Annotated in this window: 24 protein-coding genes, 4 tRNA genes and 2 pseudogenes; 14 read left to right on the top strand and 16 right to left on the bottom strand. The window is 55.5% G+C overall.

Going from position 1 to position 26,468, the window contains the following annotated elements; translation table 11 throughout:
• The first annotated feature begins 227 nt into the window (after positions 1 to 227).
• The 5 genes from pilV (at position 228) to thiO (ending at position 3,538) form a co-directional block, all read left to right on the top strand.
• Positions 228 to 710, top strand: coding sequence for a type IV pilus modification protein PilV (gene pilV, locus GNF76_RS19450; RefSeq protein ID WP_155584744.1), 483 nt, complete (start codon positions 228 to 230; stop codon positions 708 to 710).
• Positions 707 to 1,414, top strand: coding sequence for a PilW family protein (locus GNF76_RS19445; protein WP_155584743.1), 708 nt, complete (start codon positions 707 to 709; stop codon positions 1,412 to 1,414). Before pilV ends, GNF76_RS19445 begins: the two co-directional genes overlap by 4 nt.
• 4 nt (positions 1,415 to 1,418) lie before the next feature.
• Positions 1,419 to 1,958: a pilus assembly PilX family protein gene (locus GNF76_RS19440; protein ID WP_246211944.1), complete on the top strand. Its 540-nt coding sequence runs from the start codon at positions 1,419 to 1,421 to the stop codon at positions 1,956 to 1,958.
• Between the two features lie 12 nt (positions 1,959 to 1,970).
• The gene (locus tag GNF76_RS19435; protein ID WP_155584742.1) at positions 1,971 to 2,372 is read left to right on the top strand and encodes a type IV pilin protein; all 402 of its coding nucleotides are present in this window, start codon (positions 1,971 to 1,973) and stop codon (positions 2,370 to 2,372) included.
• Positions 2,373 to 2,434: 62 nt separating this feature from the next.
• Positions 2,435 to 3,538, top strand: a complete 1,104-nt coding sequence (gene thiO, locus GNF76_RS19430; RefSeq protein WP_155584741.1) for a glycine oxidase ThiO — start codon at positions 2,435 to 2,437, stop codon at positions 3,536 to 3,538.
• A 6-nt stretch (positions 3,539 to 3,544) separates the two neighbouring features.
• Here the strand turns inward: thiO and GNF76_RS19425 are convergent, their stop codons facing one another.
• Both GNF76_RS19425 and GNF76_RS19420 read right to left on the bottom strand, forming a co-directional pair.
• Positions 3,545 to 3,781 (bottom strand): PP0621 family protein, encoded by a 237-nt coding sequence (locus GNF76_RS19425; RefSeq protein WP_155584740.1) that lies wholly within the window; start codon positions 3,779 to 3,781, stop codon positions 3,545 to 3,547.
• A gap of 322 nt (positions 3,782 to 4,103) precedes the next feature.
• The gene (locus tag GNF76_RS19420; RefSeq protein ID WP_155584739.1) at positions 4,104 to 5,129 is read right to left on the bottom strand and encodes an outer membrane protein assembly factor BamD; all 1,026 of its coding nucleotides are present in this window, start codon (positions 5,127 to 5,129) and stop codon (positions 4,104 to 4,106) included.
• Positions 5,130 to 5,278: 149 nt separating this feature from the next.
• On the opposite strand from GNF76_RS19420, the gene rluD reads away from it, so the two are divergent.
• The 7 genes from rluD to GNF76_RS19385 all read left to right on the top strand — a co-directional run bounded on the left by rluD (position 5,279) and on the right by GNF76_RS19385 (position 10,489).
• Positions 5,279 to 6,241, top strand: a complete 963-nt coding sequence (gene rluD / locus GNF76_RS19415; protein ID WP_155584738.1) for a 23S rRNA pseudouridine(1911/1915/1917) synthase RluD — start codon at positions 5,279 to 5,281, stop codon at positions 6,239 to 6,241.
• Positions 6,238 to 6,963, top strand: coding sequence for a peptidoglycan editing factor PgeF (pgeF, locus tag GNF76_RS19410; RefSeq protein WP_155584737.1), 726 nt, complete (start codon positions 6,238 to 6,240; stop codon positions 6,961 to 6,963). Before rluD ends, pgeF begins: the two co-directional genes overlap by 4 nt.
• Positions 6,964 to 7,117: 154 nt before the next feature.
• On the top strand, positions 7,118 to 9,682 hold the full coding sequence (gene clpB, locus GNF76_RS19405) for an ATP-dependent chaperone ClpB (protein ID WP_155584736.1): 2,565 nt from the start codon (positions 7,118 to 7,120) through the stop codon (positions 9,680 to 9,682).
• Positions 9,683 to 9,982: 300 nt separating this feature from the next.
• A tRNA-Asn gene (locus GNF76_RS19400) sits at positions 9,983 to 10,058 on the top strand.
• A 9-nt stretch (positions 10,059 to 10,067) separates the two neighbouring features.
• Positions 10,068 to 10,144: transfer RNA gene (locus GNF76_RS19395), tRNA-Pro, on the top strand.
• 5 nt (positions 10,145 to 10,149) lie between these two features.
• Positions 10,150 to 10,225 (top strand) — tRNA-Lys (locus GNF76_RS19390).
• 187 nt (positions 10,226 to 10,412) lie between these two features.
• A tRNA-Pro gene (locus tag GNF76_RS19385) sits at positions 10,413 to 10,489 on the top strand.
• Positions 10,490 to 10,694: 205 nt separating this feature from the next.
• Here the strand turns inward: GNF76_RS19385 and GNF76_RS19380 are convergent.
• From GNF76_RS19380 to GNF76_RS19365, 4 genes are all read right to left on the bottom strand, one after another.
• The gene (locus GNF76_RS19380) at positions 10,695 to 11,969 is read right to left on the bottom strand and encodes a site-specific integrase (RefSeq protein WP_155584735.1); all 1,275 of its coding nucleotides are present in this window, start codon (positions 11,967 to 11,969) and stop codon (positions 10,695 to 10,697) included.
• Entirely contained in the window at positions 11,966 to 13,810 is a 1,845-nt protein-coding gene (gene mobH / locus GNF76_RS19375; RefSeq protein ID WP_484573249.1) for a MobH family relaxase, read from the bottom strand. Before mobH ends, GNF76_RS19380 begins: the two co-directional genes overlap by 4 nt.
• A 559-nt stretch (positions 13,811 to 14,369) precedes the next feature.
• Positions 14,370 to 15,260, bottom strand: a complete 891-nt coding sequence (locus GNF76_RS19370) for a proline iminopeptidase-family hydrolase (RefSeq protein ID WP_155584734.1) — start codon at positions 15,258 to 15,260, stop codon at positions 14,370 to 14,372.
• A 94-nt stretch (positions 15,261 to 15,354) separates the two neighbouring features.
• A complete protein-coding gene (locus GNF76_RS19365) occupies positions 15,355 to 16,119 on the bottom strand; it encodes a LuxR family transcriptional regulator (protein ID WP_155584733.1) in 765 nt (254 codons plus the stop codon).
• A 165-nt stretch (positions 16,120 to 16,284) separates the two neighbouring features.
• Between GNF76_RS19365 and GNF76_RS19360 the strand changes: the two genes are divergently transcribed.
• Both GNF76_RS19360 and GNF76_RS19355 read left to right on the top strand, forming a co-directional pair.
• Positions 16,285 to 17,661 (top strand): APC family permease, encoded by a 1,377-nt coding sequence (locus GNF76_RS19360; RefSeq protein WP_155584732.1) that lies wholly within the window; start codon positions 16,285 to 16,287, stop codon positions 17,659 to 17,661.
• 324 nt (positions 17,662 to 17,985) lie between these two features.
• Positions 17,986 to 18,306 carry a hypothetical protein gene (locus tag GNF76_RS19355; RefSeq protein ID WP_155584731.1) on the top strand — a complete coding sequence of 107 codons (321 nt, stop codon included), beginning with the start codon at positions 17,986 to 17,988 and terminating at the stop codon, positions 18,304 to 18,306.
• 34 nt (positions 18,307 to 18,340) lie between these two features.
• On the opposite strand, the gene GNF76_RS19350 is transcribed toward GNF76_RS19355, so the two are convergent.
• From GNF76_RS19350 to GNF76_RS19315, 10 genes and pseudogenes are all read right to left on the bottom strand, one after another.
• Positions 18,341 to 19,855 carry a conjugal transfer protein TraG N-terminal domain-containing protein gene (locus GNF76_RS19350; protein WP_155584730.1) on the bottom strand — a complete coding sequence of 505 codons (1,515 nt, stop codon included), beginning with the start codon at positions 19,853 to 19,855 and terminating at the stop codon, positions 18,341 to 18,343.
• The gene (locus tag GNF76_RS19345) at positions 19,852 to 20,160 is read right to left on the bottom strand and encodes a hypothetical protein (RefSeq protein WP_246211943.1); all 309 of its coding nucleotides are present in this window, start codon (positions 20,158 to 20,160) and stop codon (positions 19,852 to 19,854) included. The genes GNF76_RS19350 and GNF76_RS19345 overlap by 4 nt, the downstream gene beginning before the upstream one ends.
• Before the next feature lie 79 nt (positions 20,161 to 20,239).
• Positions 20,240 to 21,601 carry an integrating conjugative element protein gene (locus GNF76_RS19340; RefSeq protein ID WP_155584728.1) on the bottom strand — a complete coding sequence of 454 codons (1,362 nt, stop codon included), beginning with the start codon at positions 21,599 to 21,601 and terminating at the stop codon, positions 20,240 to 20,242.
• Between the two features lie 22 nt (positions 21,602 to 21,623).
• Complete coding sequence (locus GNF76_RS19335; RefSeq protein WP_155584727.1) at positions 21,624 to 22,565, bottom strand: TIGR03756 family integrating conjugative element protein; 942 nt, start codon at positions 22,563 to 22,565, stop codon at positions 21,624 to 21,626.
• Positions 22,562 to 22,993, bottom strand: a complete 432-nt coding sequence (locus GNF76_RS19330) for a TIGR03757 family integrating conjugative element protein (protein ID WP_155584726.1) — start codon at positions 22,991 to 22,993, stop codon at positions 22,562 to 22,564. The genes GNF76_RS19335 and GNF76_RS19330 overlap by 4 nt, the downstream gene beginning before the upstream one ends.
• 165 nt (positions 22,994 to 23,158) lie before the next feature.
• Entirely contained in the window at positions 23,159 to 23,764 is a 606-nt protein-coding gene (locus tag GNF76_RS19325) for a hypothetical protein (RefSeq protein ID WP_155584725.1), read from the bottom strand.
• A complete protein-coding gene (locus tag GNF76_RS29355; protein WP_178123426.1) occupies positions 23,764 to 23,937 on the bottom strand; it encodes a hypothetical protein in 174 nt (57 codons plus the stop codon). Before GNF76_RS29355 ends, GNF76_RS19325 begins: the two co-directional genes overlap by 1 nt.
• Before the next feature lie 240 nt (positions 23,938 to 24,177).
• Positions 24,178 to 24,300 (bottom strand): annotated as a pseudogene (locus GNF76_RS29620) (disulfide bond formation protein DsbA); the annotation flags it as partial.
• Between the two features lie 84 nt (positions 24,301 to 24,384).
• Positions 24,385 to 25,579 (bottom strand): annotated as a pseudogene (locus tag GNF76_RS19320) (tyrosine-type recombinase/integrase).
• Positions 25,580 to 25,863: 284 nt separating this feature from the next.
• On the bottom strand, positions 25,864 to 26,331 hold the full coding sequence (locus GNF76_RS19315) for a hypothetical protein (RefSeq protein WP_155584724.1): 468 nt from the start codon (positions 26,329 to 26,331) through the stop codon (positions 25,864 to 25,866).
• Positions 26,332 to 26,468 lie beyond the last annotated feature (137 nt).

The following is a 26,468-nucleotide window of genomic DNA, read 5'->3' as shown; positions in this document are numbered from 1 at the left end:
CTCCGTGGACGTTATTGTCGTGGCTGGCCCCACTCGCCGGAACTCAGGCGGCCAGTTGGCAGGCATAGTTATAGCGTCGGCTTCGAAGTGATGAATGGTGGCCTTCCTGTCCAAAGTATTTCGCTTTGTTCCGAGGTGCGGCGCAGCTTCAGGACAGGCGCTAGTCTTGGGCCGCAGAGGAGATTCCTTCCTGCCTTTTGACACCCTTCGACACGGATGACGATGGTATGCACGCCGGCCCAATGACGTCTTACGCCCAACCCTCCCCAGCATCGCAAATCGGTATGACCTTGATCGAGGTCCTGGTTTCGGTGTTGATCCTCGCCGTTGGCTTGCTGGGAGCGGCGCTGATCCAACTCAAGGCCTTGAAGTACACCGACAGCTCAAGGATGACCAGCCAGGCCAGCTTTATCGCCTATGACATGCTGGACCGAATTCGCGCCAATTCGGGAGCCGACTATTCATGGGGGCAGCTGGAAAGTGCTCCTGCCAATACCGTAATGGCCAGTGTTCGTGACCAGGACCTGCATGATTTTGAGGCCAATATCCTCGGTTTTGCTGGTGAAAGCGCCAAAGGCTCAGTCTCTATCAATCAGCGAGAGGTGACCGTCAGTATCAGTTGGGACGACTCCCGGGGGGCGAATGCCAGCGGTGCCCGAGAAACGTTCACGCTGACCAGTCGCGTTGCAGTCGATAGGGCGTTGCAATGACTCGCCGTGATCGCGGTTTCGGGATGGTCGAGATGCTGTTGGCGTTGACCCTTGGGTTGGTGCTGGTGATAGGGCTGGTCCAGATATCTATCAGCGCTCGCAGTACATATGCCAGCCAGAATGCGTCTGCGCTGTTGCAGGACGACGCGCGGTTTATCCTGGGTAAGATGATTCAGGAAATCCGCCTCGCGGGCATGTTTGGTTGCCTGTCCGTTGAGTCTATCGTCAACGCGCCGACGGACTTTGCGCGACCTGTTGGCTGGAGCGCCAGCGGGAGTTCAAAGACGCTGACACTGGTCACTGCGGATACTGGAAACAGTGGCAGTAAAGCCGATTGGATGGTGCTTTCCGATTGCATCAGCGTTGCCCAGGCCTATGCCGGAACCGCTCCGGAGCCTGCGCAGGGACATACCCGCTTCCCTGTTCGCAAGCTGACATACACCTTTGAAGGTGGGCAGTTACGGCTGAGCACACCAGCCGCTCCGGCCAAGGCGGTCCTGGTGGATAACGTGCGGGAATTCGACCTCAGTTTCGGGGTGGCCGGGAAGGCGGAGTCAAGCGTTGTGACACGGTATGACGCCAGCCCCGCTGACGAAGCCTTGATACGCAGCGTGCGCATCCTCCTGACGCTCCAGGATCCCGGCGGGCGGGTGAGGGATCAGACGTACAGCGTCGTAGCGGCGTTGCGTAATCGTCTGGAGTAGCCTCATGTCGCGACGTCAATTTCGGCTTCATTCGTGGCAGGCCGGTATGGTGCTGCCGATCAGTCTGGTGTTCCTGCTGCTGTTGGCACTCATTGGGCTGTCTTCGATGCAGGGAGCAATCTCCCAGGAAAAGATCGCCGGCGGCGTCCGGTTACGCAACCAGTCATTTCAAAGTGCTGAAAGTGGCCTGAGGCTGGGCGAGTCTGCGGTGCAGACTCCGGGTTTTGATTTGCGACTATGCGGCTCCGTTGCGACGTGCGGTCCTCCACGTGAGTCCATTTGGGTGACAGTTCCAGGGACTGATCCTGCCTCAACGATCACTTGGATAGGCATGAAGGATGGCGTCTATGGCATTCAAAACCTGGGGAGTGGTGTTGGATTGGCTCATCTGCCACCCGACATCTCGGCGACGTTGTACCGGGTGACCGCAGTGGGCATCAGTGGTCACTCACGGACGGTGCTGGAGGCGGTGTATGCGCGAGTGGCGCTGGGTGACGGGCAGGGGGTCCGCTTCCGACGAATCATGTGGCGACAACTTCTGTAGGCGAGCGGCGCGATGAGCAGATGCAGTAAAGGCTTTACCCTGATCGAGTTATTGATCGCAGTGGCGATCGTCGCCACCTTGGCCGGTGTTGCGTATCCCGGATACACCAACCATATGAAAAGGGTGTATCGCACGGAAATAGCCAGTTTGCTGACAGAGCAGGCCCAGTACCTTGAGCGTTATTACGCGAGGAACGGTACCTTTATTGATGCAGGTGGCGTCAGTGCGGGCAATGATCACTATAGAATCGCGGTGGTACTGAACCCTCAGGATTTCAATCTGGTGGCTACGCCCATCATTGGCTCAGTGATGATGGGGGATTTGTGTGGTGACTTCAGGCTGACCAGTAGCGGTGTTGGAAGTAATCCGACGGCTGCGCCCGAGATGTCGCGCAAGGCCTGCTGGGGGCGATGATGAGGATCGTGAGCGATTGGGCTCCAGATGCGTCTTTTTCTTTTTATCGGCTGGATCGAAAGATGGCTAATCAGCAACAGACAGTAGTGATTGTCGGCGGCGGGGTGATCGGCTTGTTGACTGCCTTCAACCTGGCAACCCAAGGGCAGGCGGTGGTGCTGCTGGACCGTTCGGCGGTGGGGCAGGAGTCCTCCTGGGCTGGCGGTGGCATTGTGTCGCCGCTCTATCCGTGGCGCTACAGCCCTGCAGTTACCGCGCTGGCCCATTGGTCCCAGGATTTCTACCCGCAGTTGGGCGAGCGTTTATTTGCCGCTACCGGGGTCGACCCCGAGGTTTATACCACCGGCCTGTTTTGGCTGGACCTGGATGATGAAGCCGAAGCGCTTGCCTGGGCTGCCCGCGAAGGTCGTCCATTGAGCAAGGTGGACGTTTCTGCAGCCCATGACGCGGTCCCCGTACTGGGCTCCGGTTTTTCCCAGGCCATTTACATGGCCGATGTGGCCAACGTGCGCAATCCGCGCCTGGTCAAGTCCCTCAAGGCAGCCTTGCTGGCTTTACCCAGTGTGACGGTTCATGAGCAGTGCGCAGTAGAAGGTTTCATTCAGGAAGACGGAAAGGTTGTCGGCGTAAATACTGCACTTGGCCCGGTCCGTGGTGATCATGTGGTGCTCGCCGCCGGTGCCTGGAGCGGCGAGTTACTGGGTAATCTGGGTTTGGTGCTGCCCGTGGAGCCGGTCAAGGGCCAGATGATCTTGTACAAATGTGCTTCGGACTTTTTGTCGAGCATGGTCTTGGCCAAAGGCCGCTATGCGATTCCCCGGCGAGACGGGCATATTCTGATTGGTAGCACCTTGGAGCATGAGGGTTTTGACAAGACGCCTACCGAGTCGGCACTGGAAAGCCTGAAAGCCTCGGCTGTGGAGCTGATTCCGGCGTTGGCGGATGCACAAGTGGTGGGGCACTGGGCGGGGTTGCGACCTGGGTCGCCCGAAGGCATTCCGTATATTGGTAAAGTGCCCGGGTTTGAAGGGTTGTGGCTTAACTGCGGGCATTATCGCAATGGGCTGGTTCTAGCCCCCGCATCCTGTCAGTTGTTTGCCGATTTGTTGCTGGAGCGTGAGCCGATCATTGATCCGGCGCCTTATGCGCCGGCAGGACGGATTTAGCGGCAGTTACCGACGCTCGATAGGCGTCGGCCCCTGCTCGAGGTGCGCCTGTGTGCAATACCATTCCTGACGTGAACTCAGGGCGCGATCCTGTGGCAAGTGCACGCCACAGTGGGCACAGCGAACCATAGGGGTTGCACCTTGCTCACTGGGACGCTGTTGTGTCGGCACAGGGCGTTTGAATTTGCGCCAGAGCCATACGGCGGCAGCAATCAGGGCAATCCAGAACAGTAAACGAACCATGGTGGGCAGCTTCTCGACAAGGAATAGGGCAGTTTAGCCAAGGACATGACAGGCGCACAGCGGAATAAAGGCGTGCAATAAAAAAGGAGCCCGAGGGGCTAATGCCAGTCAGTTAAGCGAACGCGGTGCTCAAGGCAGAGAAGAACGAATGTGGGAGCTGGCTTGCCTGCGATTGGATCAACTCGATATACCTGAAGTATCGAGGTGTCTGCATCGCAGGCAAGCCAGCTCCCACACTGAATCTGCTTCGGTTGCTGGATCCCCACTCCTTAACTGATCGGCATTAGCCCGAGGGGCTCCTTTTTTGTGCCGCATCAACCCATCAGTCAAAAATACCGAAGGTCATGTAGCTGAACCACGAACGATCTTCGTTGTTGCCCAAGGCTTGAGGAGCCTGCTCTTCGATCACGTCACCGTTCTCGTCATGAGGCTTGAGGTCCGAAGGAATGGCGTCCTTGGCATCCTGGTACTGCTTGATCACGTCCTGGTTGGCGCGGGTTTCGCCCGGCGGCAGCGGTGGACGGGACTCGATCAGACCCAGAGTGTACTTGCTCAGCCACGAGCGGTTATCCGCTTCGGCAACGGTTGGCACGAACTGACCGTCCACCAGGCTTGGATGGTTCGGGTAGTTCAACTTCAGGGTTTCCAGGCTGGTGGCGGCGAGGGCGTCCAGGTGCAGGCGCTGGTAGGCCTCAGTCATCACCGCCAGACCATCACCTACCGATGGGGTTTCCTGGAAGTTCTCCACCACGTAGCGACCACGGTTGGCGGCTGCTACATAGGCCTGACGGGTCAGGTAGTAGTGAGCCACGTGGATTTCGTAGGAGGCCAGCAGGTTGCGCAGGTAAATCATGCGCTGCTTGGCGTCCGGCGCGTAGCGGCTGTTGGGGTAGCGGCTGGTCAACTGGGCGAACTCGTTGTAGGAGTCGCGGGCAGCGCCCGGGTCACGCTTGGTCATGTCCAGTGGCAGGAAGCGCGCCAGCAGGCCTACGTCCTGGTCAAACGAGGTCAGGCCCTTGAGGTAGTAGGCGTAGTCCACGTTCGGGTGCTGCGGGTGCAGGCGGATAAAACGCTCGGCGGCGGACTTGGCAGCTTCCGGCTCGGCGTTCTTGTAGTTGGCGTAGATCAGTTCGAGCTGGGCCTGGTCGGCATAGCGGCCGAACGGATACCGCGACTCCAGTGCCTTCAGCTTCGCTGTGGCGCTGGTGTAGCTGTGGTTGTCCAAGTCGGTCTGAGCTTGTTGGTACAGCTCGACTTCGCTCAGGTTTTCGTCGACGACTTCCTTTGTTGACGAGCAAGCAGCAGTCATGGCGAGGATGGCGATCAGCAGCAGGTGTTTCACTTGCATGGCGGCTTGCGTCCCTATGACGGCCGCTGTCTTGGGCGGGGCCGTCCTGTTATGATGAGCGCCCCGTTGAAAGCCTCGGGGCAAAAGACGCCGTATTTAACCACAAGCGCGCAGCCGAAACCAAAGGCTGTGCCACGCCTAGTCTGAGCATGTCCGATAAAATTGAACTTCGCGCAGAGGTGCCGTCCGAATTGGGCGGCCAACGCCTCGATCAAGTCGCCGCACAATTATTCGCTGAGCACTCGCGCTCGCGCCTTTCCGCCTGGATCAAAGACGGCCGCCTGACTGTGGATGGAGCGGTTATCCGCCCGCGAGACATAGTCCATGGCGGTGCGATTCTTGAGCTGACTGCCGAGCAGGAAGCCCAGGGAGAATGGATCGCCCAGGACATTGAACTGGACATCGTCTATGAAGACGACGACATCCTGGTGATCAACAAACCCGCAGGCCTGGTGGTTCACCCGGCGGCCGGGCACGCTGATGGCACCTTGCTCAATGCCCTGCTGCACCATGTGCCGGACATCATCAATGTCCCGCGCTGCGGCATCGTGCACCGTCTGGACAAGGACACCACCGGCTTGATGGTGGTGGCCAAGACCATTCAGGCGCAGACGCAACTGGTCACACAGTTGCAGAGCCGCAGTGTCAGCCGCATCTATGAATGTATCGTGATCGGTGTGGTAGTGGCGGGTGGCAAGATCAATGCACCCATCGGTCGCCACGGCCAGCAGCGCCAGCGCATGGCGGTTATGGAAGGCGGCAAGCAGGCCGTCAGCCACTACCGTGTGCTGGAGCGTTTCCGGTCCCACACTCACGTGCGGGTCAAGCTGGAAACCGGCCGTACCCACCAGATTCGGGTGCACATGGCGCACATCAACTTCCCGTTGGTCGGAGATCCGGCCTACGGTGGTCGCTTCCGTATTCCGCCGGCGGCCAGTGTAACGATGGTCGAATCCCTGAAAACTTTCCCGCGTCAGGCGCTGCATGCACGCTTCCTGGAGCTGGATCATCCGACGAGCGGTAAGCGGATGAGCTGGGAATCGCCACTTCCAGACGATTTTGTCTGGTTGTTGTCGTTGCTCAAGCAAGATCGCGAGGCATTTATCGGATGAGTGACTGGCTGATTCCTGACTGGCCCGCGCCGGCCGGGGTGAAAGCCTGCGTCACAACACGTGCGGGCGGCGTCAGTCTGGCGCCGTTCGACAGCCTCAATCTTGGCGATCATGTCGAGGACAGCCCTGAAGCTGTCAGCGAAAATCGCCGACGCTTGACCGATGCCTTCAACATCCAGCCAGCCTGGCTGCGCCAAGTCCACGGTGTGACCGTGGTCGAGGCTGATCCAGGTCGGATTGCCGAAGCTGATGGCAGTTGGACCAGCACTCCTGGCATCGCCTGCACGGCGATGACGGCTGATTGTTTACCTGCCTTGTTTTGCAATCGGGACGGTACGCGCGTTGCCGCAGCCCATGCCGGTTGGCGTGGGTTGGCAGCTGGCGTGTTGGAAGCGGCCTTCGAAAGCCTGGATGTTGCGCCGGCCGACGTACTTGTCTGGCTGGGGCCGGCCATCGGCCCGCAAACCTTTGAGGTTGGCCCGGAAGTGCGTGAAGCCTTTACGCAGCAACACTCGGTAGCGGCGCAAGCGTTTGTTCCCAGCCACAATCCGGGCAAATTCATGGCCGACATCTATCAGTTGGCACGTCTGCGCCTGGCTGCGCGTGGTGTCACCGCCGTATACGGTGGTGGTTTTTGCACGGTGACCGATCCCCGCTTCTATTCCTACCGGCGCAGCCCGCGCACGGGGCGGTTTGCTTCCCTTATCTGGCTCGAACGCTAGACTCTTCTGACCTGCATCAATCGTTGACTGCTTGAATCTTCCAGAATCGACCGCATCTATAGGGGCATCTGGCAGGTTTCATCATTCAGGATGTGTTACTCGCGAGCAAGCTCGCTCATACATAGCTCCGGCCTGCTCAAAAGGAAGGTGACTAATGCGTATTGATCGTTTAACCAGCAAATTACAGTTGGCATTATCGGATGCTCAATCCCTGGCGGTTGGCCTCGACCATCCGGCCATTGAGCCTGCTCACTTGATGCAGGCACTCCTGGAGCAGCAGGGCGGCTCCATCAAGCCTTTGCTGATGCAGGTGGGCTTTGATATCAACAGCCTGCGCAAGGAGTTGAGCAAAGAGCTCGACCAACTGCCGAAAATCCAGAACCCCACTGGTGACGTGAATATGTCCCAGGACTTGGCGCGCTTGCTCAATCAGGCCGACCGCCTGGCTCAGCAAAAGGGTGATCAGTTCATCTCCAGCGAACTGGTGTTGCTCGCGGCCATGGACGACAACAGCAAGCTTGGCAAATTGTTGCTGGGTCAGGGCGTGAGCAAGAAAGCCCTGGAAAACGCCATCAACAATCTGCGTGGCGGCGAAGCGGTGAACGACCCCAACCATGAAGAGTCCCGCCAGGCACTGGATAAATACACCGTCGACCTGACCAAGCGTGCCGAAGAAGGCAAGCTGGACCCGGTGATCGGCCGTGACGACGAGATTCGTCGCACCATCCAGGTACTGCAACGCCGTACCAAGAACAACCCGGTACTGATCGGCGAGCCTGGCGTGGGTAAAACTGCGATTGCCGAAGGCCTGGCCCAGCGCATCATCAATGGTGAAGTGCCGGATGGCCTCAAGGGCAAGCGTCTGTTGTCCCTGGACATGGGGTCTCTGATTGCCGGCGCCAAGTTCCGTGGTGAGTTCGAAGAACGCCTCAAATCCCTGCTGAATGAACTGTCGAAGCAGGAAGGGCAGATCATTCTGTTTATCGACGAACTGCACACCATGGTCGGCGCCGGTAAAGGCGAAGGCTCGATGGATGCGGGCAACATGCTCAAGCCGGCATTGGCACGGGGTGAGTTGCATTGCGTCGGCGCCACCACGCTCAACGAATATCGTCAGTACATCGAGAAAGATGCGGCCCTTGAGCGACGTTTCCAGAAAGTGCTGGTGGAAGAACCGAGCGAAGAAGACACCATCGCGATCCTGCGGGGCCTGAAAGAGCGGTACGAGGTCCACCATAAGGTAGCGATCACTGACGGCGCGATCATTGCGGCGGCCAAATTGAGCCATCGTTACATCACCGATCGTCAGCTGCCGGACAAGGCTATCGACTTGATCGACGAAGCGGCCAGCCGTATTCGTATGGAAATCGACTCCAAGCCGGAAGTGCTGGATCGTCTGGAGCGGCGCCTGATTCAACTGAAAGTCGAATCCCAGGCCCTGAAAAAAGAAAAGGATGAGGCGGCAATCAAGCGCCTGGAAAAACTTCAGGAAGAAATTGTTCGCCTGGAGCGTGAATACTCGGACCTCGAAGAAATATGGACCTCGGAAAAAGCCGAAGTCCAGGGCTCGGCGCAGATCCAGCAAAAGATCGAGCAGTCCCGTCAGGAGTTGGAAGCTGCGCGCCGCAAGGGCGACCTGAGCCGCATGGCGGAGTTGCAGTATGGGGTGATCCCGGACCTGGAGCGCAGCCTGCAAATGGTTGATCAGCACGGTAAAAGCGAGAACCAGTTGCTGCGCAGTAAAGTGACCGAGGAAGAAATAGCCGAAGTCGTGTCGAAGTGGACCGGTATTCCCGTGTCGAAAATGCTCGAGGGCGAGCGCGACAAGCTGCTGAAGATGGAAAGCCTGTTGCACCAGCGTGTCATCGGCCAGGAAGAGGCGGTGGTTGCGGTGTCCAATGCGGTACGGCGATCCCGGGCCGGGCTGTCTGACCCGAACCGTCCGAGCGGCTCGTTCATGTTCCTCGGCCCGACTGGTGTCGGTAAAACCGAGCTGTGCAAGGCGTTGGCCGAGTTCCTCTTTGATACTGAAGAGGCCATGGTGCGAATCGATATGTCCGAGTTCATGGAGAAACACTCCGTGGCTCGCTTGATCGGGGCGCCGCCAGGCTACGTGGGCTACGAAGAGGGCGGTTACCTGACCGAAGCCGTACGACGCAAGCCCTACTCGGTGATTCTTCTGGACGAGGTCGAGAAGGCACACCCGGATGTGTTCAACGTGTTGCTGCAAGTGCTGGAAGACGGCCGCCTGACTGACAGTCACGGACGTACCGTGGACTTCCGTAATACGGTGATCGTGATGACCTCCAACCTGGGCTCGTCGCAGATCCAGGAACTGGTAGGGGATCGTGAAGCCCAGCGGGCGGCGGTGATGGATGCGTTGACCAGCCACTTCCGGCCGGAGTTCATCAACCGGGTGGATGAAGTGGTGATCTTCGAGCCTCTGGCGCGGGATCAGATCGCCGGCATCACTGAGATCCAATTGGGTCGTCTGCGTAGTCGTCTGGCCGAACGCGAGCTGTCGCTGGAACTGAGCAGCGAGGCCTTGGACAAGCTGATTGCTGTGGGTTACGATCCGGTATATGGCGCGCGGCCGTTGAAGCGTGCGATTCAGCGCTGGATCGAAAACCCGTTGGCGCAGTTGATCCTGTCGGGCAGCTTTATGCCTGGCACCAGTGTCATGGCGACCGTGGAGAACGACGAAATCGTCTTTCATTGAGCCCAGGTTGTGCCGTTATAAGAAGAGGCCCCGCATTGCGGGGCCTTTTTTTTCGATAGGGCGTTGAACTGTAAGGCAAAGGCTTGTAAAGTGCGCCCCGCAGCAACGTCAGCCCACGGGTTTCTTCTCCCCAAGAAGAAATCAGAAAGAAGCGCAAATCATTGTCTTAAAAGCAATTTAAAGGGTTGACAGGGGTTTTTAAGATTGTAGAATAGCGCGCCTCAGAGACGCGAACGTAGCGATACGGACGGGTTGAAGAGAGGGTAACAAGCAGTAAAGTTGTACTTTGAAATATGTAGTTCCGTGATAGCTCAGTCGGTAGAGCAAATGACTGTTAATCATTGGGTCCCAGGTTCGAGTCCTGGTCACGGAGCCAATTTCAAACCGGGGTATAGCGCAGTCCGGTAGCGCGCCTGCTTTGGGAGCAGGATGTCAGGAGTTCGAATCCCCTTACCCCGACCATATTTGGGTCGTTAGCTCAGTTGGTAGAGCAGTTGGCTTTTAACCAATTGGTCGTAGGTTCGAATCCCACACGACCCACCATTTTTGAGACCAGTTAACGCTGGAATCGAATCTTAAGGTCAGAGGCAAAAGCTCTGATCGAGGAAGGCGGAACGGTTTTTGAAGATTTTGCTTACATAGATATCTTCGTAGACATGCAGCCGTCTGCAGCAAACATTAGTTTCGCTGCCGCATGATGTCAATATGCATTGATTTTTGGTGCGTATTCCGGGGTATAGCGCAGTCCGGTAGCGCGCCTGCTTTGGGAGCAGGATGTCGGGAGTTCGAATCCCCCTACCCCGACCAGCTTCAAGAAAAAAGACGCCCTCGGGCGTCTTTTTTTGTTTGCGCACAATTACTTAATGCGCGGTGGGGATGCGCATTCGGCGTATTAAGGCGTCCATTATTCAAAAAAACCGTGCAGTCTCCGTGGTCAGTGTTTCAATCTTTGCAGTGACGCACGCGAAATCTCTTTGGTACTGAGGAATATTTTTGTAAATCCGACGAGCGGTCATCGTCGGCCGTTTTTTGTCCCTGCCCCATAGACCTTTCCTCCTGACGTTCTCATCGCTGTGTTTTTAAACGATGAAGCCAACAGGGTGGTGATAGCGTTTAGTTCCCCCGGCGGCAGCACTTCGCTACTTTTCGGCTCGTGCGGACGACCAAAAATACCCGCTACATAATTGAATACCTGTTCCAGCTCCTGGCCGCAGGATAAGCCCATGGCCCTTGAGATCTGATCCAGCGCTTTGGGCGCTGGTATAGGCCTCTGAGTGTCATTCGTTAATCTATAAGGTTCTGGCTGGGCTGAGGCGCTACTCGTATCTTCACGCCTGATACGCTTCAAGGCCCCTTGTACGACGCTGCGCTCATGCAAAACGGTTCGCATATGGTCGTAGTCGACTTCGATGTATTCCATTGTCGTCGAGAGGTTCGTATGGTTTAGCAGGTATTTGGTCAGGTGGATGTTGCGGTCTGGTAGTTTCATCAGATCGGTGGCCAACGTATGTCGAAAGCGGTGCGGGGTGACACGTACGCCCACCTTTTTTGTGAGTTTGCGGTACATCGCTTCGACCTGGTCCAGAGTCATCTCCTTTCCTCGGTAGTACCTTGAGAAACGGTTGACATTGAACAGCTGATCGTCCGCGCAGAAGCCCGCACGTTCGGCTTTGCCCAGGATGAGTTGTATGTGAGGAGCCAGACCCTCCATGATGGGGACTGAGAATTCTCGGTGGGTTTTTTCCGTTTCTCCCCGTATCAGTATCACTTGCTCGTCCCAATCCACATCTTTGTAACGTATGTGTAATAAGGCATTGAGCCGAATGCCGGTGTAATAAAACATCTCGAACACAGCAAGCCAGAACCACGCCGGAGTTATGTGGCTACGCTCGTGAGTGCAGCGTTCTTCTCCCTCCAGAGCGTTGAGCCACGTACGTGCTTGCTGGATAGCCCTGCCCTGAACGGTCTTGTGTGCTCGCTTTGCGGGCGTCACGCAGGTTTCTGCAAACGGGTTAATTTCTGTATGAGTCAACATGCCATGTTTTATGGCATACCCCCATACAGTACGCAGGTGACTCGAATACGTGTTCCAGCTACGTTTGGATTTGTTCGTAGTCAGAAACTCCCTGCGCCATGCCAGTATGGCCCTGTGATCGATCTCTTCAATCGGGGTCGCTCCAAAATGCTTAACCAAAGCCTTGGTCGACGCGTTGTAGATTTTCGCACTGGCGGCTCGTAAATCGCGCGCAAGGATGTAGTCCTCAGTGAGTTTGAGCGGCATAGTCATTGAGAGGACTCCATAGTTTCGGATCTCAGCGATAAGCTGGTGTTGTCAAAGGGTGGCTCGGGGAAAATCGTATGCGGGTCCAAAAGTAAGTAGCCCTTAAGCTGCTTCGATTTCCGAGGCCCAACGACATCACAAGTCCAGATGTTCAAACTCTTTTGCGTTTTTTGATGAAGCTTCTGTTTTTCGAAACTGCGTTGGACCAATTGCCAAGCATTCACCTGCTGCGCTTTGGCCAGCCGCTCTATGTGAGGAAATTCCTGGATGTAGCGTTTGAAGATACCGGGGGTTACCAGCATCGCGGTGCCCGCCACTGTGTGGACCAGCGCTTTGGTGTCGTTAATCACGATCTTGCGTGCGGCGATACCGTCTTTGAGCCATTGCATAAATGCCTGACCTAGTTCCGTTGTGGTGCTAGGCATTGGGTCAATTTTTTCGACGATTGCTTGCGCCTGATCGTTGCCGCTGTGAGCGTGAGTGCGCGGCAGATCTTCTGGTTGTGACGGTTCATTAATGTTGCCCAGCAATGCCAGCAAGTCATCGAAGTTGCCAGCGTCACCGCCGGTGACCTGCGCAGGTGACTGGACAAAGGGGGCGACTACAGAGGTAGCACCAGGCTCTTCCCCTTGACTGATTGCGGGACCGGGTGTGGTAAATGGCGTGATGTCTGGAACGGTGTCTTCTGAATCACTGATCTCCATTTCGACGGTGCCTGAGTAAGCCTCAGGCCGGTCGTTGGGATCGTTCCAGATGAGCGCCGGCGAGAGTTTGAGTAGGGTGAGGGTATTTCGCCAGCCTCGACCGTTGTCTATCGTGGCCTTCCAGATGGCCCTGTCCTGGGCATTGGTCTGGATAACACCTTGGTCCTGCAGCATGTTGAAGAAAGGCGCATTTGTACTGGGTATCCCATCAACCCCCTGGTTCAACAAATACGCCCGTAGCTGGTCCGAGATGGGTTTGCTCACCAGCCACAGAGCGTCATGTGTCAGCCATCCATCCGACGGTCCATCGGGCTGATTCAACTTGAAAGTGTCACGTACCAAGTAGCGCAAACCATCTGCCAATTGCCGCTGCAAAGATTGTTTGGGGGCGGACAGTGCGCGGGCTGGATTTCCGCCGAGCTCGTGCGCGACGGAGGCTTGGTCAGCCTTGATCACGATCTCACCCAATATGCCGGCGTGTTCGTACTGACCAGCCAAGATGAAGATCAACTGTGACCAGGCTTCAGGGAAGTCACTGAGCCAGTCTAAAATTTCCGGGGAGAGGATCTGCGCATAGATCAGTGCGGCGGCGGCACCGTGCAGCTGATAGTTACGTCCTTTCACATAACGAAAACGATAGGGGCATTTGATCGGGCCATTCCAAGGGTGCCAGGTCCTCCCTCCCTCCAGCTCGACATGTACGTCGACGGCAATCTTGCCGAGGTCGTGGATTAGCGCGCCATAAGCTGCTGCGGCAGTCCACGCTTCGGCCTGTGCCGATTGAGACTCTGGTGGTGCGCCTATGGGGAGCAGGTAGGTTTGTCGGATCTTCAAGGCATAGGCGACGATTTCAAGTCCGTGATCCAGCATGCCGCCCAAGTGTGCATGGTGGTGGTTCTGCGAGGCAGGGAGCTGCTGGACCAACTCTGCGTAGCGCTTAAGTGGCCGCCGGTAAAGCTCCACAAACTGTGCGCGGGATAGCGATGCGCGCTGCCAGATGTTCTCCAGAAGCAGCTGACGTCGTGGCGGTGACAGCAGCCTCTGACAGGACAGTGGTAACAGGTAGTCACCGCTGGGCGTATCGGGTGGGTTGGGCGCTGCCTGGGATGGCCGGCGCAGAAAGGAAAACATAGCATGCTCCATGAGGGATTCATGGGCGGTCTTTTCCAGTATCAAGGGTTTGAAGCACAAGGGAAAAACAGTAATGGTGCGCGCATGTATTTTTTTGATGGCACCGCGGTACGGGTTTTTGGGCCACAGGGTAAGCCGATGGTGATTCGCCTTTTTAGAGGTAGCAGGCGTGTGGTTCGGTTTGTCGCAACGGTGCGCCACCACAGCCTTTTTCCGCCGCCAGGCGGCCCTTTCAGATAAGGCTTTTACTCTTATGATCCCCTTCCATTGTCTTTGCGACCCCTTTTCCTTTTGGGCCATTTTCGAGAGGAAAATAAAAAACTTGCTTGCGTCGAGAAGCAGCCGGGCACCATGGCACTGGTGCAGGTTCCATCTGGTTAAGTAACTCGGCGTTTCTGAGGCAAACCACATGAGTGCATCCCCTATTCTTTGCGAGAAGCGGGTGTTTGGTTTGATTCCTTGATTTGAAAAGAGAAACCAGCCTACTTAATACTGTCGACGTGGGCTATAACTCAGCAAGGCCTCTCATGTTCAATGCAAGAGGCCTACGTTGGTCACATCTTTCGAAATTTTACTCTTCGCACTTTTCTAAAAAAGCCGCCACTTCAGCTATGCAAGCTTCGCGCTCCTCAATGTGAGGCATGTGGCTGGAATGTTCGAAAATGCGCCAGCGCACGTTTGGAATTAGATCGGCGTACGGCTGTACAGTGGCTGGAGTGGCCTCGTCGAAATGGCCGGAAATCAAGAGGGTAGGTATTTGAATGCGTGGCAAACGATCAACGATGCTCCAGTCCCTCAGACTGCCGATGACGTGGAATTCAGTGGGGCCGTTCATGGCGTGGTAGACAGTAGGATCATCATCGATTGCCGCGAAGCTTCTAGCTACCTCTGGCGGAATGGGTTGCACTCGGCAGACATGGCGGGCGTAGTACACGTCGGAGGCGGAGCGATATTCCACGCTGTCGGTGGTGCCGGTGGCTTCGTGTCGTTTGAGTATTGCCTGCACGTCAGCCGGCAGTGCTTCACGTAGCGATTGTGCTGCTGCTCGCCACAAGGTCATCGAGGCGGGAGAATTAGCAATGATCAGCGCTTTGAGCGCGGAGGGTTGGCGCACGGCATGCTCAGCACTGAGCATACCGCCCCAGGATTGGCCGAGCAGCGCGTATTTAGCGACGCCTAGATGGTTCACCAGATTGGTCAACTCCTCAAGAAACAGGCTAACGGCCCAAAACTCGAGGGTGGCAGAAGGTAAGTGGGTAGAGCGGCCGTTACCGAGCTGGTCGTAGTGAATCACTGCCCGTCCGGTTTCGGCTAGGTCCTTGAAACTATCCACATAGTCGTGGGTACAACCAGGGCCGCCGTGGGCAACAATCAAGGGTAATCGCCCGGTGTGCAGGTCGCCGGTGACCCTGTACCAAGTGCGATAATCGCGAAAATCGGCATAACCTTCGTGAACCTGCATGATGTTGTTCCTCGCCGTGAATAGATGAGGGCAGGCTAACTTGGAAAATACCGAAGGAATCACTGGTGAAAATAATAGGTTTTTGCCATTAGCGTCAGAATTTCAGCAAGCGGTAATGCAATCCTTTCACTATTGCCTCCACGCGATTACGGGCTCCGAGTTTGCGGATGGCACTGCTCAAGTGCAGGTTTACAGTGGCCTGGGAACGGTTGAGGGCTGCTGCAATACCTTTGGCCGTCAATCCCTCAGCTGAGTACTGTAGGCATTCACGTTCTCGGCGAGTCAGGTGGGCATGGTTGCAAAAGCATTCGGTAGGGGCCAATAACTCACTCGCTCGTGTTTGGAAGGCATGCGCGAGTAGCATCAGATCTCCCAGGCTTGTCTGGGCGTGCTGCTCGGCATCACGCTCAGTAGTTGTAATAATACTGGTTAGTGTGGCAAAAGCGCCTCCCGGTAAGTGCAGCGGTACCGTCAAGCCTGTGGTTAGTCCGTTATCTAGTATGTAGTCGATCACTGGTTTGTAAGGCTCACCTAAACACCCGTGTAAAACACTGCAGGTGTTGGGACGATATGACCAGGCGAAGGGGGCGGTCCGACGCACAGCGCATTGTTGAACGGGGTCTATTTGACAGTAGCCTCGCTCAAACCAGAAGGCGCGCATGTCGCTGGGCACATTGCGGGCCTTGAATACCGACGGGTTAATCAGGGCTCCTTCATGGCTTAGAGGGACCGGCACATAATCATAGATCAGTGTTTGGAAACCGAGCGTATCGGTCATTGTTTGGATATAATCCACACAATCATCAAGGCTGGCCAAGCGAGCGAGTTCGTCGCTGAGCGTCATCAAGTCGATCCGCATCAGATGTCTCCAGAAAGATTAAAAATCTCAAAGTATTTGAGCAAAGCCTATGCCACTAAGGTGATTATTCAGAGAGTAAGACAAAGCCCTATTACTTTTTAGGGTGGAGTCCTGAAGCGGCACATTCTAGAGTCAAGGCTCCTGCCTTTTTTTGGAGTGCGCGCCATGATTGATACCTCCACTCTCAGCCAAGATGCTGAACTTGCACATTTCGGCTATAAGCAGGAATTCAAGCGACAGCTAAACGTTACGGATCTGCTGATCTACGGTATGGTATTTATGGTTCCGATTGCACCGTTCTCCATCTTCGGTGGCGTGTTCGATGCGAGCCATGGCATGGTTCCCTTGACCTATATGATCGGTTTTGTCGGCATGCTGTTCACTGCTGTAAGTTACCAGCAAATGTCCCGAGCTTTCCCTATGTCTGGCTCGGTCTATACGTATGTTGGTCGTGGTCTGAATAGCAGTTTGGGGTTTCTCGCCGGCTGGGCGATTTTACTTGATTATCTACTGGTGCCTACGTTGCTCTATGTCATCGGCGCCAATGCCATGGCTAACGTTTTGCCCAGCATCTCCCAGCCGTTTTGGATTGTGTTTTTTGTGATACTGAACACCCATGTGAATCTGCGAGGCATTCAGACAACCGCTCGTGCAAGTCGTCTATTTTTATATGCTCAACTTTCTGTATTGCTTGTATTTGTTGTGCTGGCCAGTATCGCCATCAATCAAGGTGTTAACGGTGCTACCTGGAGCTTGAGGCCGCTATACAATCCGCATGAGTTTTCCTTACCGATGATTTTTAGTGCCCTGTCGGTTGCAGTCCTGTCATTCCTGGGGTTCGACGCCATCTCCACCCTTTCAGAAGAAACTCAGGGTGGCAGTCACGTCGTCGGCCGAGCGACATTGTTGTCTTTAGCCTTAGTCGCGGTTTTGTTTATTCTGCAGACTTGGCTGGCAGCGCTGCTACAACCGAACCTTGTCCAGTATCCTGACGCCGATGCATCCAATAACGCTTTCTACGAAATTGGTCGCCTAGTCGCTGGGCCGTGGTTGCAGGTGGTCATTGCGCTGGCCGTCGCCATCAGTTCCGCTATAGCAAACTCTCTGGTGGCCCAGGCAGCTACCTCGCGCCTGTTGTTTGCGATGGCACGCGACCGGCAGTTACCAAAGTTTCTACGGCAGATCCATCCGGTTAATCGGGTGCCGCAACGGGCGATCTTACTTGTAGCGGGGTTGAGCCTAGTGCTGGGCCTGTTTTTCGTTGGTCAGATCAATTTGCTTGCATCGATGTGCAATTTTGGAGCGCTTTCGGCTTTCATGCTCCTTCATGTTGCAGTCATTTGGCACTACCGCCATGCCGGTCGCCGCATTGTACATGGAGCGGTGCCGCTGATTGGCTGCGTCATAATCGGCTATGTATTAATCAACGCCGACTTATACGCCAAGGTCGGAGGCGCCTGCTGGACGGTTCTAGGGCTCGCTGTCGTGGTGTTTTTCAAGATTACCGGCCGTTCTACCGAGTTCAAGGTGACGACGCGTTAAACTGAAACACTGCGAGTGACTGTGTCAGTAGCCGCATCACGGTGGGTGCAAGCAATATTAATCCCACCGATGGCAGACTTCTGATATCCGACGGTGTGGTCGGACATCTGAGCGTATTCTGCTTGGACGAAATTCCTGAGCCAGGACAGTAATAACTAGGCAATGTCTCCTAGCTTATAACGCTCACCAATCCGGGATGTTGTCCTTGTCGCTGAAAGTTGCTTGCGGTTCGAAGCGGTTTGTACTGTGATCTTGCGGCAGAGCGAAATCAGGATTATAAATAATGTCAAATCGCCTTTTGATCGGGCGGGAAGGAGACGCACAATGACCGCACAGACCTCTCAGCGAATAGCGAGCCGCTTGGGCTATGGGCTCGGTAAGATCGTGCGTCTCGTTTGGTTCAGTCAGAACCGCACACTGCGTTTGGCAAAGCGTCTGGTCCTGGCATTAGTACTGCTATATTTTTCTGCAGATATCCTCAGCGGGATTGTCAGCGTTGCAGTTTTTGCACTGGCTTTTGGTGGCGGGCTCTGGGTGTTGAGCAGCCGTATTTCAGAACCGCCAAGTAAGCGGGTCGAATATGGGCGAGGTTATGGCTCGCAAGGTTATGGTTACTACAAAGCCGGTAGGCGTGTAGATGACTAAATAGCTCAGCTATAAGTAACTCATCCATTACATTTTAGAGTATTTTACGCTTTAGAGTGTCTGCAGCCTCTTGACCTGCTTGATTTACATCTTTCGTTCCACTGGTAAGCCCTTCCAGCACTTTCCCCGCACTAATCCCTGCCCATCCCAGCGCTCCTATCCAGAACACTGGCAGGATGATGAACATTGCCCCCATGACGAAGTTCAAGATCGCATCCTGAGCCGTAGCGTTCAGTCCCATCACTGGGTCAAATGACAAATGCGGTGAGCCTGAGCCATACAAGGCGTCCAAGATCGTGGTATCAATCCATCTCGCCAACTGGAACCAGAAGTCCACGAAGATCAGCGCAAAAAACACAACCGTCAGTGTCATGGCCACCTGCAGTTGATATGCCCCGACGATCAAAACCAGCGGGATGCAAATCACCAATGCCATCTTCAAGAACGCCATGACCATTGGGAGTGCCTGGCGAACCATGTCCATGGCTGGAAAGTACGCCAATGAGCCCAGTGCCACGCCAAGGGTGCCTGTTACGCGGGCGGCACCGTTCCAGACGGTCCCATTGATTTGTCCACCGTAGTCCGTATAAACGTCCCCTTTAACCTGGTTGGATGGAGAGACCAGTTGCCGAACAAGCGAGTCGGTTACGTCTTCCGGTGACAGCCATTTGGCCCAGCCGAGCATTCTGGTCATCAGGTCGGGTGACACCTGGGCCTTGATGCGATCTCGTAAGCCCACTCCGCTATCGGACCACCATTGCTTGCAGGTCGGGTATCCACCACCTCCGCTGACTTGGGGCAAACCCACATCTCGGCCTGCGTCATATGGCCAGGATGTTCGAGGTGTTTTGGAGTAGTCGGTGTCGTAGTACCCCGAGCTGTTCAGGAAAAAATGCGAACCGATCCAGCTAAGGTCCTGAACAAACTTTGGATCATCGGCTTTCGCTCCCAAGTCGGGCTGACGCATAAATAATCGAGCCCGAGACGGCCCATAACAATCATGGGTAAAGTCCCCGATTTCCTGAGCCAGCAGGGGGTTATTGATCTTGGTGTTACTCACTTCCATGCGCACTTGCCGTAGGTCGGTGCCACATGGAATGGCTGCTACAGCGCCACTGGTCAATCCTTTTGACAGCGCATGCATAAAGGCCCACCACATGGGCATCTGGGCACTTTTTCCAGCCAGTGAACTGAATGAAGTATTCCAGCCTGTGTCCGAAGGTTTAGGCAGGGTGTACTGACATTGCTGAGCTCTGCTTTGATCAAAGGCCAAGGTATCGAAGCTCACATTGACGGCAGGGACTGCGAAGAATGCGACGACGATGTAACCCACATAGATGTGGGTCTCGATGCGGGCGAGTGAGAGCACACCCTTGTTGCCCTCATCAGCGCCTTCTCCACGAACCTTCAGCCACTCTCGAATAACGATGATGCAGAAGGGCAGGGCGTACAGGCCGGTGTCAGAAATCATGTCCCAGATGCCGTTGTTGATGATCCAGCCCACCAGCGTGAGGTAGTACTCCAGGTAGTCATTGGTGTAGAGCGTCATTGGATGCCTCCACTGGGGATAAAGGCTTTGCTCAGTTCGATCATGAGGAATAGCAAGATAACCATAATCTCCAGCCTCTTTAGCTCGCGGGCTTCAGTCCGTTTAGATTGAGGTAATCGTGCTTTGAGCTTGAGCCAGCTTGCGACCAGGACGGCGTAAACCACTAGGCGCCAGGTGGCGAGAGTCCAGTAATGGTCGGTACGCCATGCTCGCCATTGTTCAGCACTGTCGAACACGCTCATCAAGACGGCACTGAGTAGTACCATGATGGCGATAGCTGAGAGCAACGCGGTTAGAACCAACATAATGCTTCTCCCGACTCGTCGAGCCAGCGAGCGATTGGGTGCAACGACAGGCTCCTGTATATTCGTCATGGTCTATTCCTCACGGTTTGCTTTTGGCGGGGGATTGCAACTGATTCAAACGGTCGGTTTCAGGCCCGCCCGGTAGCACGCCACGTGAGCTTTCTGTACGTGCTTTACCGCGCTCGATGATGGTCATGGGTGAGTTCTTCGCGAGCTGTTGGCGCATGTCCAACTCAATCTTGAGATTGCCAATTTCCTGTTGCAGCGAGGAGCTCTGCTGATCGACTGCCTGGACGGCGAGATCATTCGCGGCAACGTTGGGCTCACGACTGCCCGCCAGTAACGTACGCTGAAGCATCAAGGCTTTCTCCAGCACCTCGGATAGGGCAACTTCTGAGGCCAGGCGACGGGCGAGTACGTCCTGGTCGCGTTCATCCTTGAGAGCTGCGACAACCCCTCGGGTAATTGGCAGTGAGCTGCTGCTGGCTGCTTCCAGATTTTCTGCCGACAACGATTTATTGCCGGTCAACATCTCCTTCAGCGCTTTGAGTTTGACGTCGTAGGTTTCCTGAATCAGGGGTGTTAGACCAACCCCGGCAGCGGTCACCGTTTTGGGGCAATTGTCACAGGTCTGCTGTTGCTGTTCCCCCAATACACGATTGGCAAAGGCGGTAGCTTCCTGGGGCGATGACCACACATTGCACACCATGCCATTGCTGCAGGTGTCCTTGCTGATCGATGACGTGTCGCCAGTGGCACGCTTATTCAACAGGTTGTAGCCTGCCTTGGTGACATCGCCAACGATGCGGATCGGCTTCTGGCCGGAGCCCCCCGCTCGATCACCACCGACCCACGTGACACCATCGTTGCCACCTTTTTTTTCGACTTGCTCAACGGCAGATACTGCATCCGAATTGGAGGCCAGTGTCTGGCTCATTGCTTGGCCCTCAGCCAGCTTGCCCCAACCCATTTGGTTGCCTGCGATATCCGCCATGCGATCACCAATGGCGCGGCAGGTGCCTTTGGAGCGGTCGAAGTCGAGACGGGCCTGCAGGATGCCATTCGTAATCAGGTTATACAGGGCTGGATTTGCACGTTGGAGAATCAGTGCCGGCAGAGAGGCAACGGCGCCAGTCGCGTTTTGTACCACCGAACTCATGATGTTCTTGAAGCCCGAAGTGGCACCATTTAACTGGTTCTCCAGCGTATGGTTCAGGCTCATGTTTCCGCAGACCAAGTTGTTGTTCCAACCGCCACCCACGGAAATGCTATCCATGTTGCCCGCGCTGCCCATGGTCACTGCGTTGCCACCGCCGATGCTGTACAGGACGTCGTCCCCAATAACATTTCCAGAGGATGAGACATTGATAGGGGCAGCAGAAAGGACCAGCGTACTGCCGAAGCAGCAGGTGAGTCCGATCGCTAAAGTAGTGAGTTTCATCGTGCTCTCCGATCACTGAAATTCATTGGAAGTCCGTACTGCCGAGGAAGGTTTGCCCGCGGCGTTGGCAGCATGAGTACGGGCGCCAAAGTGCCCACGCGTAGGCGCCATCTTGTGCATCGATTTTGGGTCCGATACTGGGGAAGGTCGCGCAGGTTGGATTGAGGACCGGGGTGAGCTCTTGCCACTTCCCGGTGGACGCATCACCTTCGCGCAACGCGCCTGCCGGCCAGTAACCGGGCTGGGGGAGGGCAAGCATTGGCAGGTAGACATGAACCTGGCCAAGTCGAGTAGTCACGTCACCGGCACGCTGCGCAATAACTGCGCCCGTTTTGTAGTCGTCAGTCTGGTTAAGGAAGCCGCTACGTGGGTAGACGTTTCCCCAACTACTTGCTGAGAGCAGGCTACCGACTTCCCGCATACCCGGAATCAGCGCTTCGGGGTATACGGACTCCGGAACGCCGTATCGCCAAGCAATGGGGTCAAGGGTGCTGAGGAAGTATGGCACTAACGGTAACGTTGCACCCTTGCAGACGTAGCCCGAGGCGCTGGCGAACCGACTCAGCGCCGCGCCACCTGGGTGGCCAATGACATCGGCTTCCTTAAATTTGATGATGTTGTTCTCGGCAACATGATTGGTAGTGCCGTCGTTACCCGCTTGGGCCACCGGATTCGGTGTGCCCAGAGGCGACATCTCTATCCACGGGTTTGAGCCCGTATTCGCGTATGCCGAAACCACGGCGTCCGGCACGTAGTGGCGAACCTTGGTCGAGGTTTTGACTTTGCAGCCAAAAGGCGTGCAGAGCAGCCAATAGCAAATGCCGACGACCTTGTACTCCAGGCAGGTTGGTGAAAGGGTCGAGGCAACTATTGCGGCCGAGGTGATCGCAGCTGATGCGCTGAACGACAGGCTGAAAGCGATGGCCAGCGACAGTGGGCGGATCGCAAACCGTGAGCGTCTCATCGTGACTGACTCCGTGCGCGATCAATCAGCGCGACGGCTTTAGCTACGTCCGGTTCGCCATATACAATGTAGCGGCGGTCGACCACTACGGCCGGGAGTTTTTCCACACCCAGACTCCAGGCGTCCGTGACACCTTGCTGAGCTTGAGCCAGATCGCTTTGCAGGCGCTTGCCAGCGGGGCTGGCCAAGTAGCGTTGAATAGTTGCTTCTGCCTGACGTGGGTCTGCTGGAAGCTGAGCCGTCAGCTGTTCTTCAAGACGTTGTTGGTCATCGAGACGAATGGTGCGAACGCCGGCAGGCGCGGATACCGGATGTGCTTGATTGGTGATCACCCAGGTTTCGGCTTGGACAGCAGTGGACGCGGCTAGCAGGCTTGTAAGCAAAAGCTTGTGTAAAAATTGACTGACGCTGGAGCAGATGTCGGTCATGGCACCGTACCTGAAGTGAGTTCAGGTACAGGAAGCCTTACGACGGCTATGGGTGCAGCAGGAAATAGGATTTAGAGAGAGCTGGTATTTCGGCTAGTCAAAGTAGCTACAACGCGGCTGACCTTCTTTTGACTCGACTCAGCAGTAAAATCGGCTTAGGCCGCTCTAGAGCTGGAAGAGCGAGCCGTCAACGTTTCTTGGAAGGAAATAGCCCTTGATGCAGGACATGTCACGTATGCAGAGCTGTACGTGCGTCTGCTTGCGGAAGAAAGTGCCTGGGTAAAGCTCCGGGCCCTCCAGGAAGGGAGAGCGGATTGAGGCATAATCTGGGAGCCCTACAGCTTTTCGAGCTTGGTGCAGGGTCTGGAACACTGCGCAATCGAGATGACGCTTAAGGTTATCCTGATCGCCATTAAACCCAGGAATATTCGTCGGTATTTCTTCGGAACTAGCGACCAGAATGTCGTAAGCGCCTCGCAGTTCGTCGAGAGCGCCTTCGTCCGTCAGATTTAGGCATAAGCCCAAATCGATGACGGCGCCTACGACAAATGGATCCTTGATCGCTCCTTTTCCTCGTTTGGAATGCTTTTTGATGTGTTTGGCATAGCTCAATGCACGCTCTGGACTGTTTTCCCAGAAATACGAACCTTCGCCCAGCCAGTCATAGTCATTGACGCTCTGCGCAACATGCTCACCAGCGAGGACCGCTTCCCCGGTTATGCGATCACATCCGTGAAAGCCCAGGACAAATGAGGGGAGCTGTTGATACATCAGCGATAGGCAGCTTTGAGCTGGCCTTTGGCGTTATAGACGCCAGTTTTTACGCGAAAAGCCTTGGCTTCAGCGGGATCCCCAGCCAGAATCTGAGCCAGCTGACGAAAGCGCTCAGCAGCTTCGATATGCGGATTATCAGTCTTGCTGGTCTTTTTGGCTTTTGCAATCATGTCGACCTCCTAGAAGGATCGGAGTCGGATACACGATCATTTTATAGACAATTGAAAGGTTTGTCAGGCTGACTTTTGGTGTCTTTCAGTGTTCTGCATTTGAACGTCCGCGAAAGGGCATTTGCAGCACCTTCGGGCATGCGTTTAAGCGTTCGATCAACAGCTCCAGCCCCTGTAGACGCGTCACCTGACAAATAAAGTGAACGCTTCCACTTATTTATGAGGAAAGCTTGCAGAACCTCACTTCTGAACTAACCAGTCAATAGCAGAAAGCAACATTACTCCATCTGCTGGGTCTTCAAGTTTTATAGACCTACCTGTTGTATTGTCTCTAATCCGCAGGGTTGGAGTTGCGCTGAACCCAGCTTTGACGGCTTCTTCTGCTTGTTGGCTAACATGCATCGTGGATGTTAGCTGTGGAGATCAATTACCTTACCTATCAATGGGTTAGAGCTGGTCTTTTTTGCCTGATACCGATTTGATACCAATCTGGAGCTTTTCCAGCTCCCCCCAGTCTGAGCTTGAGTTGAGCCAACGCGCATACGTCGTCAGCAACATTTGGACACTGTGGCCAAGCTGCTGAGCGATGAATGCGGGGTTCATGTTGGACATTAAGCATATTGTCGCATAAGTATGACGGCAGTTGTACGGCGGACGATAAGGTATCGCTAAAGCTTCCAGCGTTGGCCTCCATTGTTTGTGAAGGTCTGACGTCTGCTTGATGTACTCGCCGTTCTTCGAAGGCGGGAACACGTAGGGCGTGGTTTTGATCTTGCCGATTCCGTTAGCACGACGCGCTGCGTATAGGCGGGCGAACTCAAGCGCGTGCAGCGCTCGCTCATTCAGCAGTACGAACCGGTCTTTGCCTGTTTTGGTGCGCTCTTCTACCACACCAAGCGCGACGGTTCGGCAGACATGTACCTGGCGTTTCACTAAGTCGACAGCATCCCAGCGCAACGCCGTGACCTCCGACAGCCGAAGCCCCGTGAAGAATGCGAACTCAAAGAATGCGGCGTAGATCCCGCTGGGCCAGTGCGTTGTTTGGTACAGGTGGGCAATGATGCGGTTCGCTTCGTCCAAGGAGAATGGACTGATCTCCTTTCGCGATCGCTTGGGTCGGTCTATCGTTGCGGCCGGATTCTTCTTGATCAATTCTTCAGCTACTGCCGCTTCCAGAATCGTCGACAGTTTCGACCAGGGCGTTACGCCGAACGCCTGGCGATGTCCAATCCGTGGCCGCAATAATGCGGCGTAGGAGTGTGGGGGTGATTTGATCGAGACGGATCAGTGCCAGAGGCGGAATCCAGTAAAGGTTGAGCGCGCCTTTGTAGTTGTTGCGCGTACCGGTAGTAATAACCCGACCATCTAGCCAAAGCTGGGCGTACTCGTGAAACGTCGGAATGCTGTTCAGCAGAACGACCGAGCCGGGGAACAGCTCGGTGTACTTGGTATCATCCAAGAGGCCGAGCTTGATCAGGCTTCTTACTTGATCGCGTAGCTGGGATGCAGCTTTAATGCCTTTCGGCGTTGCGGGGTAGGGGAGCGTTTCGCATCTTCGGACCCCATTCCAAGTAAAACGAATCCGGAGGGATTTGCGGAAGATTTCCACTCCACTGGGCAAATCCATTGTGCTTCTTGCCATTCCTCGTACCTTCTTTTGCTGTACATGATGCGATGTCCTTGCTTGTTCCAGACCCCTTCGGGGATCTGTTTGCGTGCGCGTCGCGTCGCAAGAGCTCTAGACGAAATGCCTAAGAAATGTGCCATAACGTCTTCCGACACCTTGTCTACGTCAGGGTGAGGCAAGGATTCCAAGCTGCTATTCGTCATTTCCTGAGCCTTCCCTTTTGTGTGAGCAAGTTACTTCTTCCAATGAGCCCGGAGCCGGACGTTCGCTCCACTGCGATTGAGGGAAAAGTAACCGCATCACGCAGCCTCGACATTGAATTTGCTGGCGGTGCTGGGTGGTTGTCCTACGAAACTGCCCTGGATTCCTGGTTGCAACTGCGCTGCCATTGCAAGTGCCTGTTCGCGCAGAGATCGGGCATCACGCTCGAGCTTCTTGCCGGTGCGAAAGGCGCTGAAGGTCTCTGCGGCGATCCGCAGCAGCTCGCTGATGGCGACCAGCGTCTGGTGCTCGGACGGGCCGAAGAGCGGATCCGATTCAAGGCTTTTGCAGCTTTTTGCCAGGCGCGTGTGATCGGCTCGGATGAATTGCAAGGAGGCCCGGAGCTCACGGATGGTTTTGGCGCTTGCTGCGCGCTGGAGGTCTTCACCCTCGCGCAGGCCGGTCTCCAGGCCATCGCTGCGGCCCATGATGTAACCGCCCCAGAGCAGCAGGGCGGCTAGAACTATCAGGATGACGAGTGCACCTATTTGCATTGAGGTCATCATGTGGTGTGCTCCTGGGATTGTTGTTGGCCGGTGCTGACACAGGTACACGCGTTCACGCGCACGCGTGCTTATTAAATTTCTCTCTTTACACGAGAAAAGAGATAAAGAAGTAGGACGGTGGGGCAAAGCCCCAGTCT

Source organism: Pseudomonas spelaei (assembly GCF_009724245.1).
Lineage (GTDB): Bacteria > Pseudomonadota > Gammaproteobacteria > Pseudomonadales > Pseudomonadaceae > Aquipseudomonas > Aquipseudomonas spelaei.
Note: the sequence above shows the minus strand (reverse complement) of the source record. Positions and strands in the feature narration are given on the sequence as shown.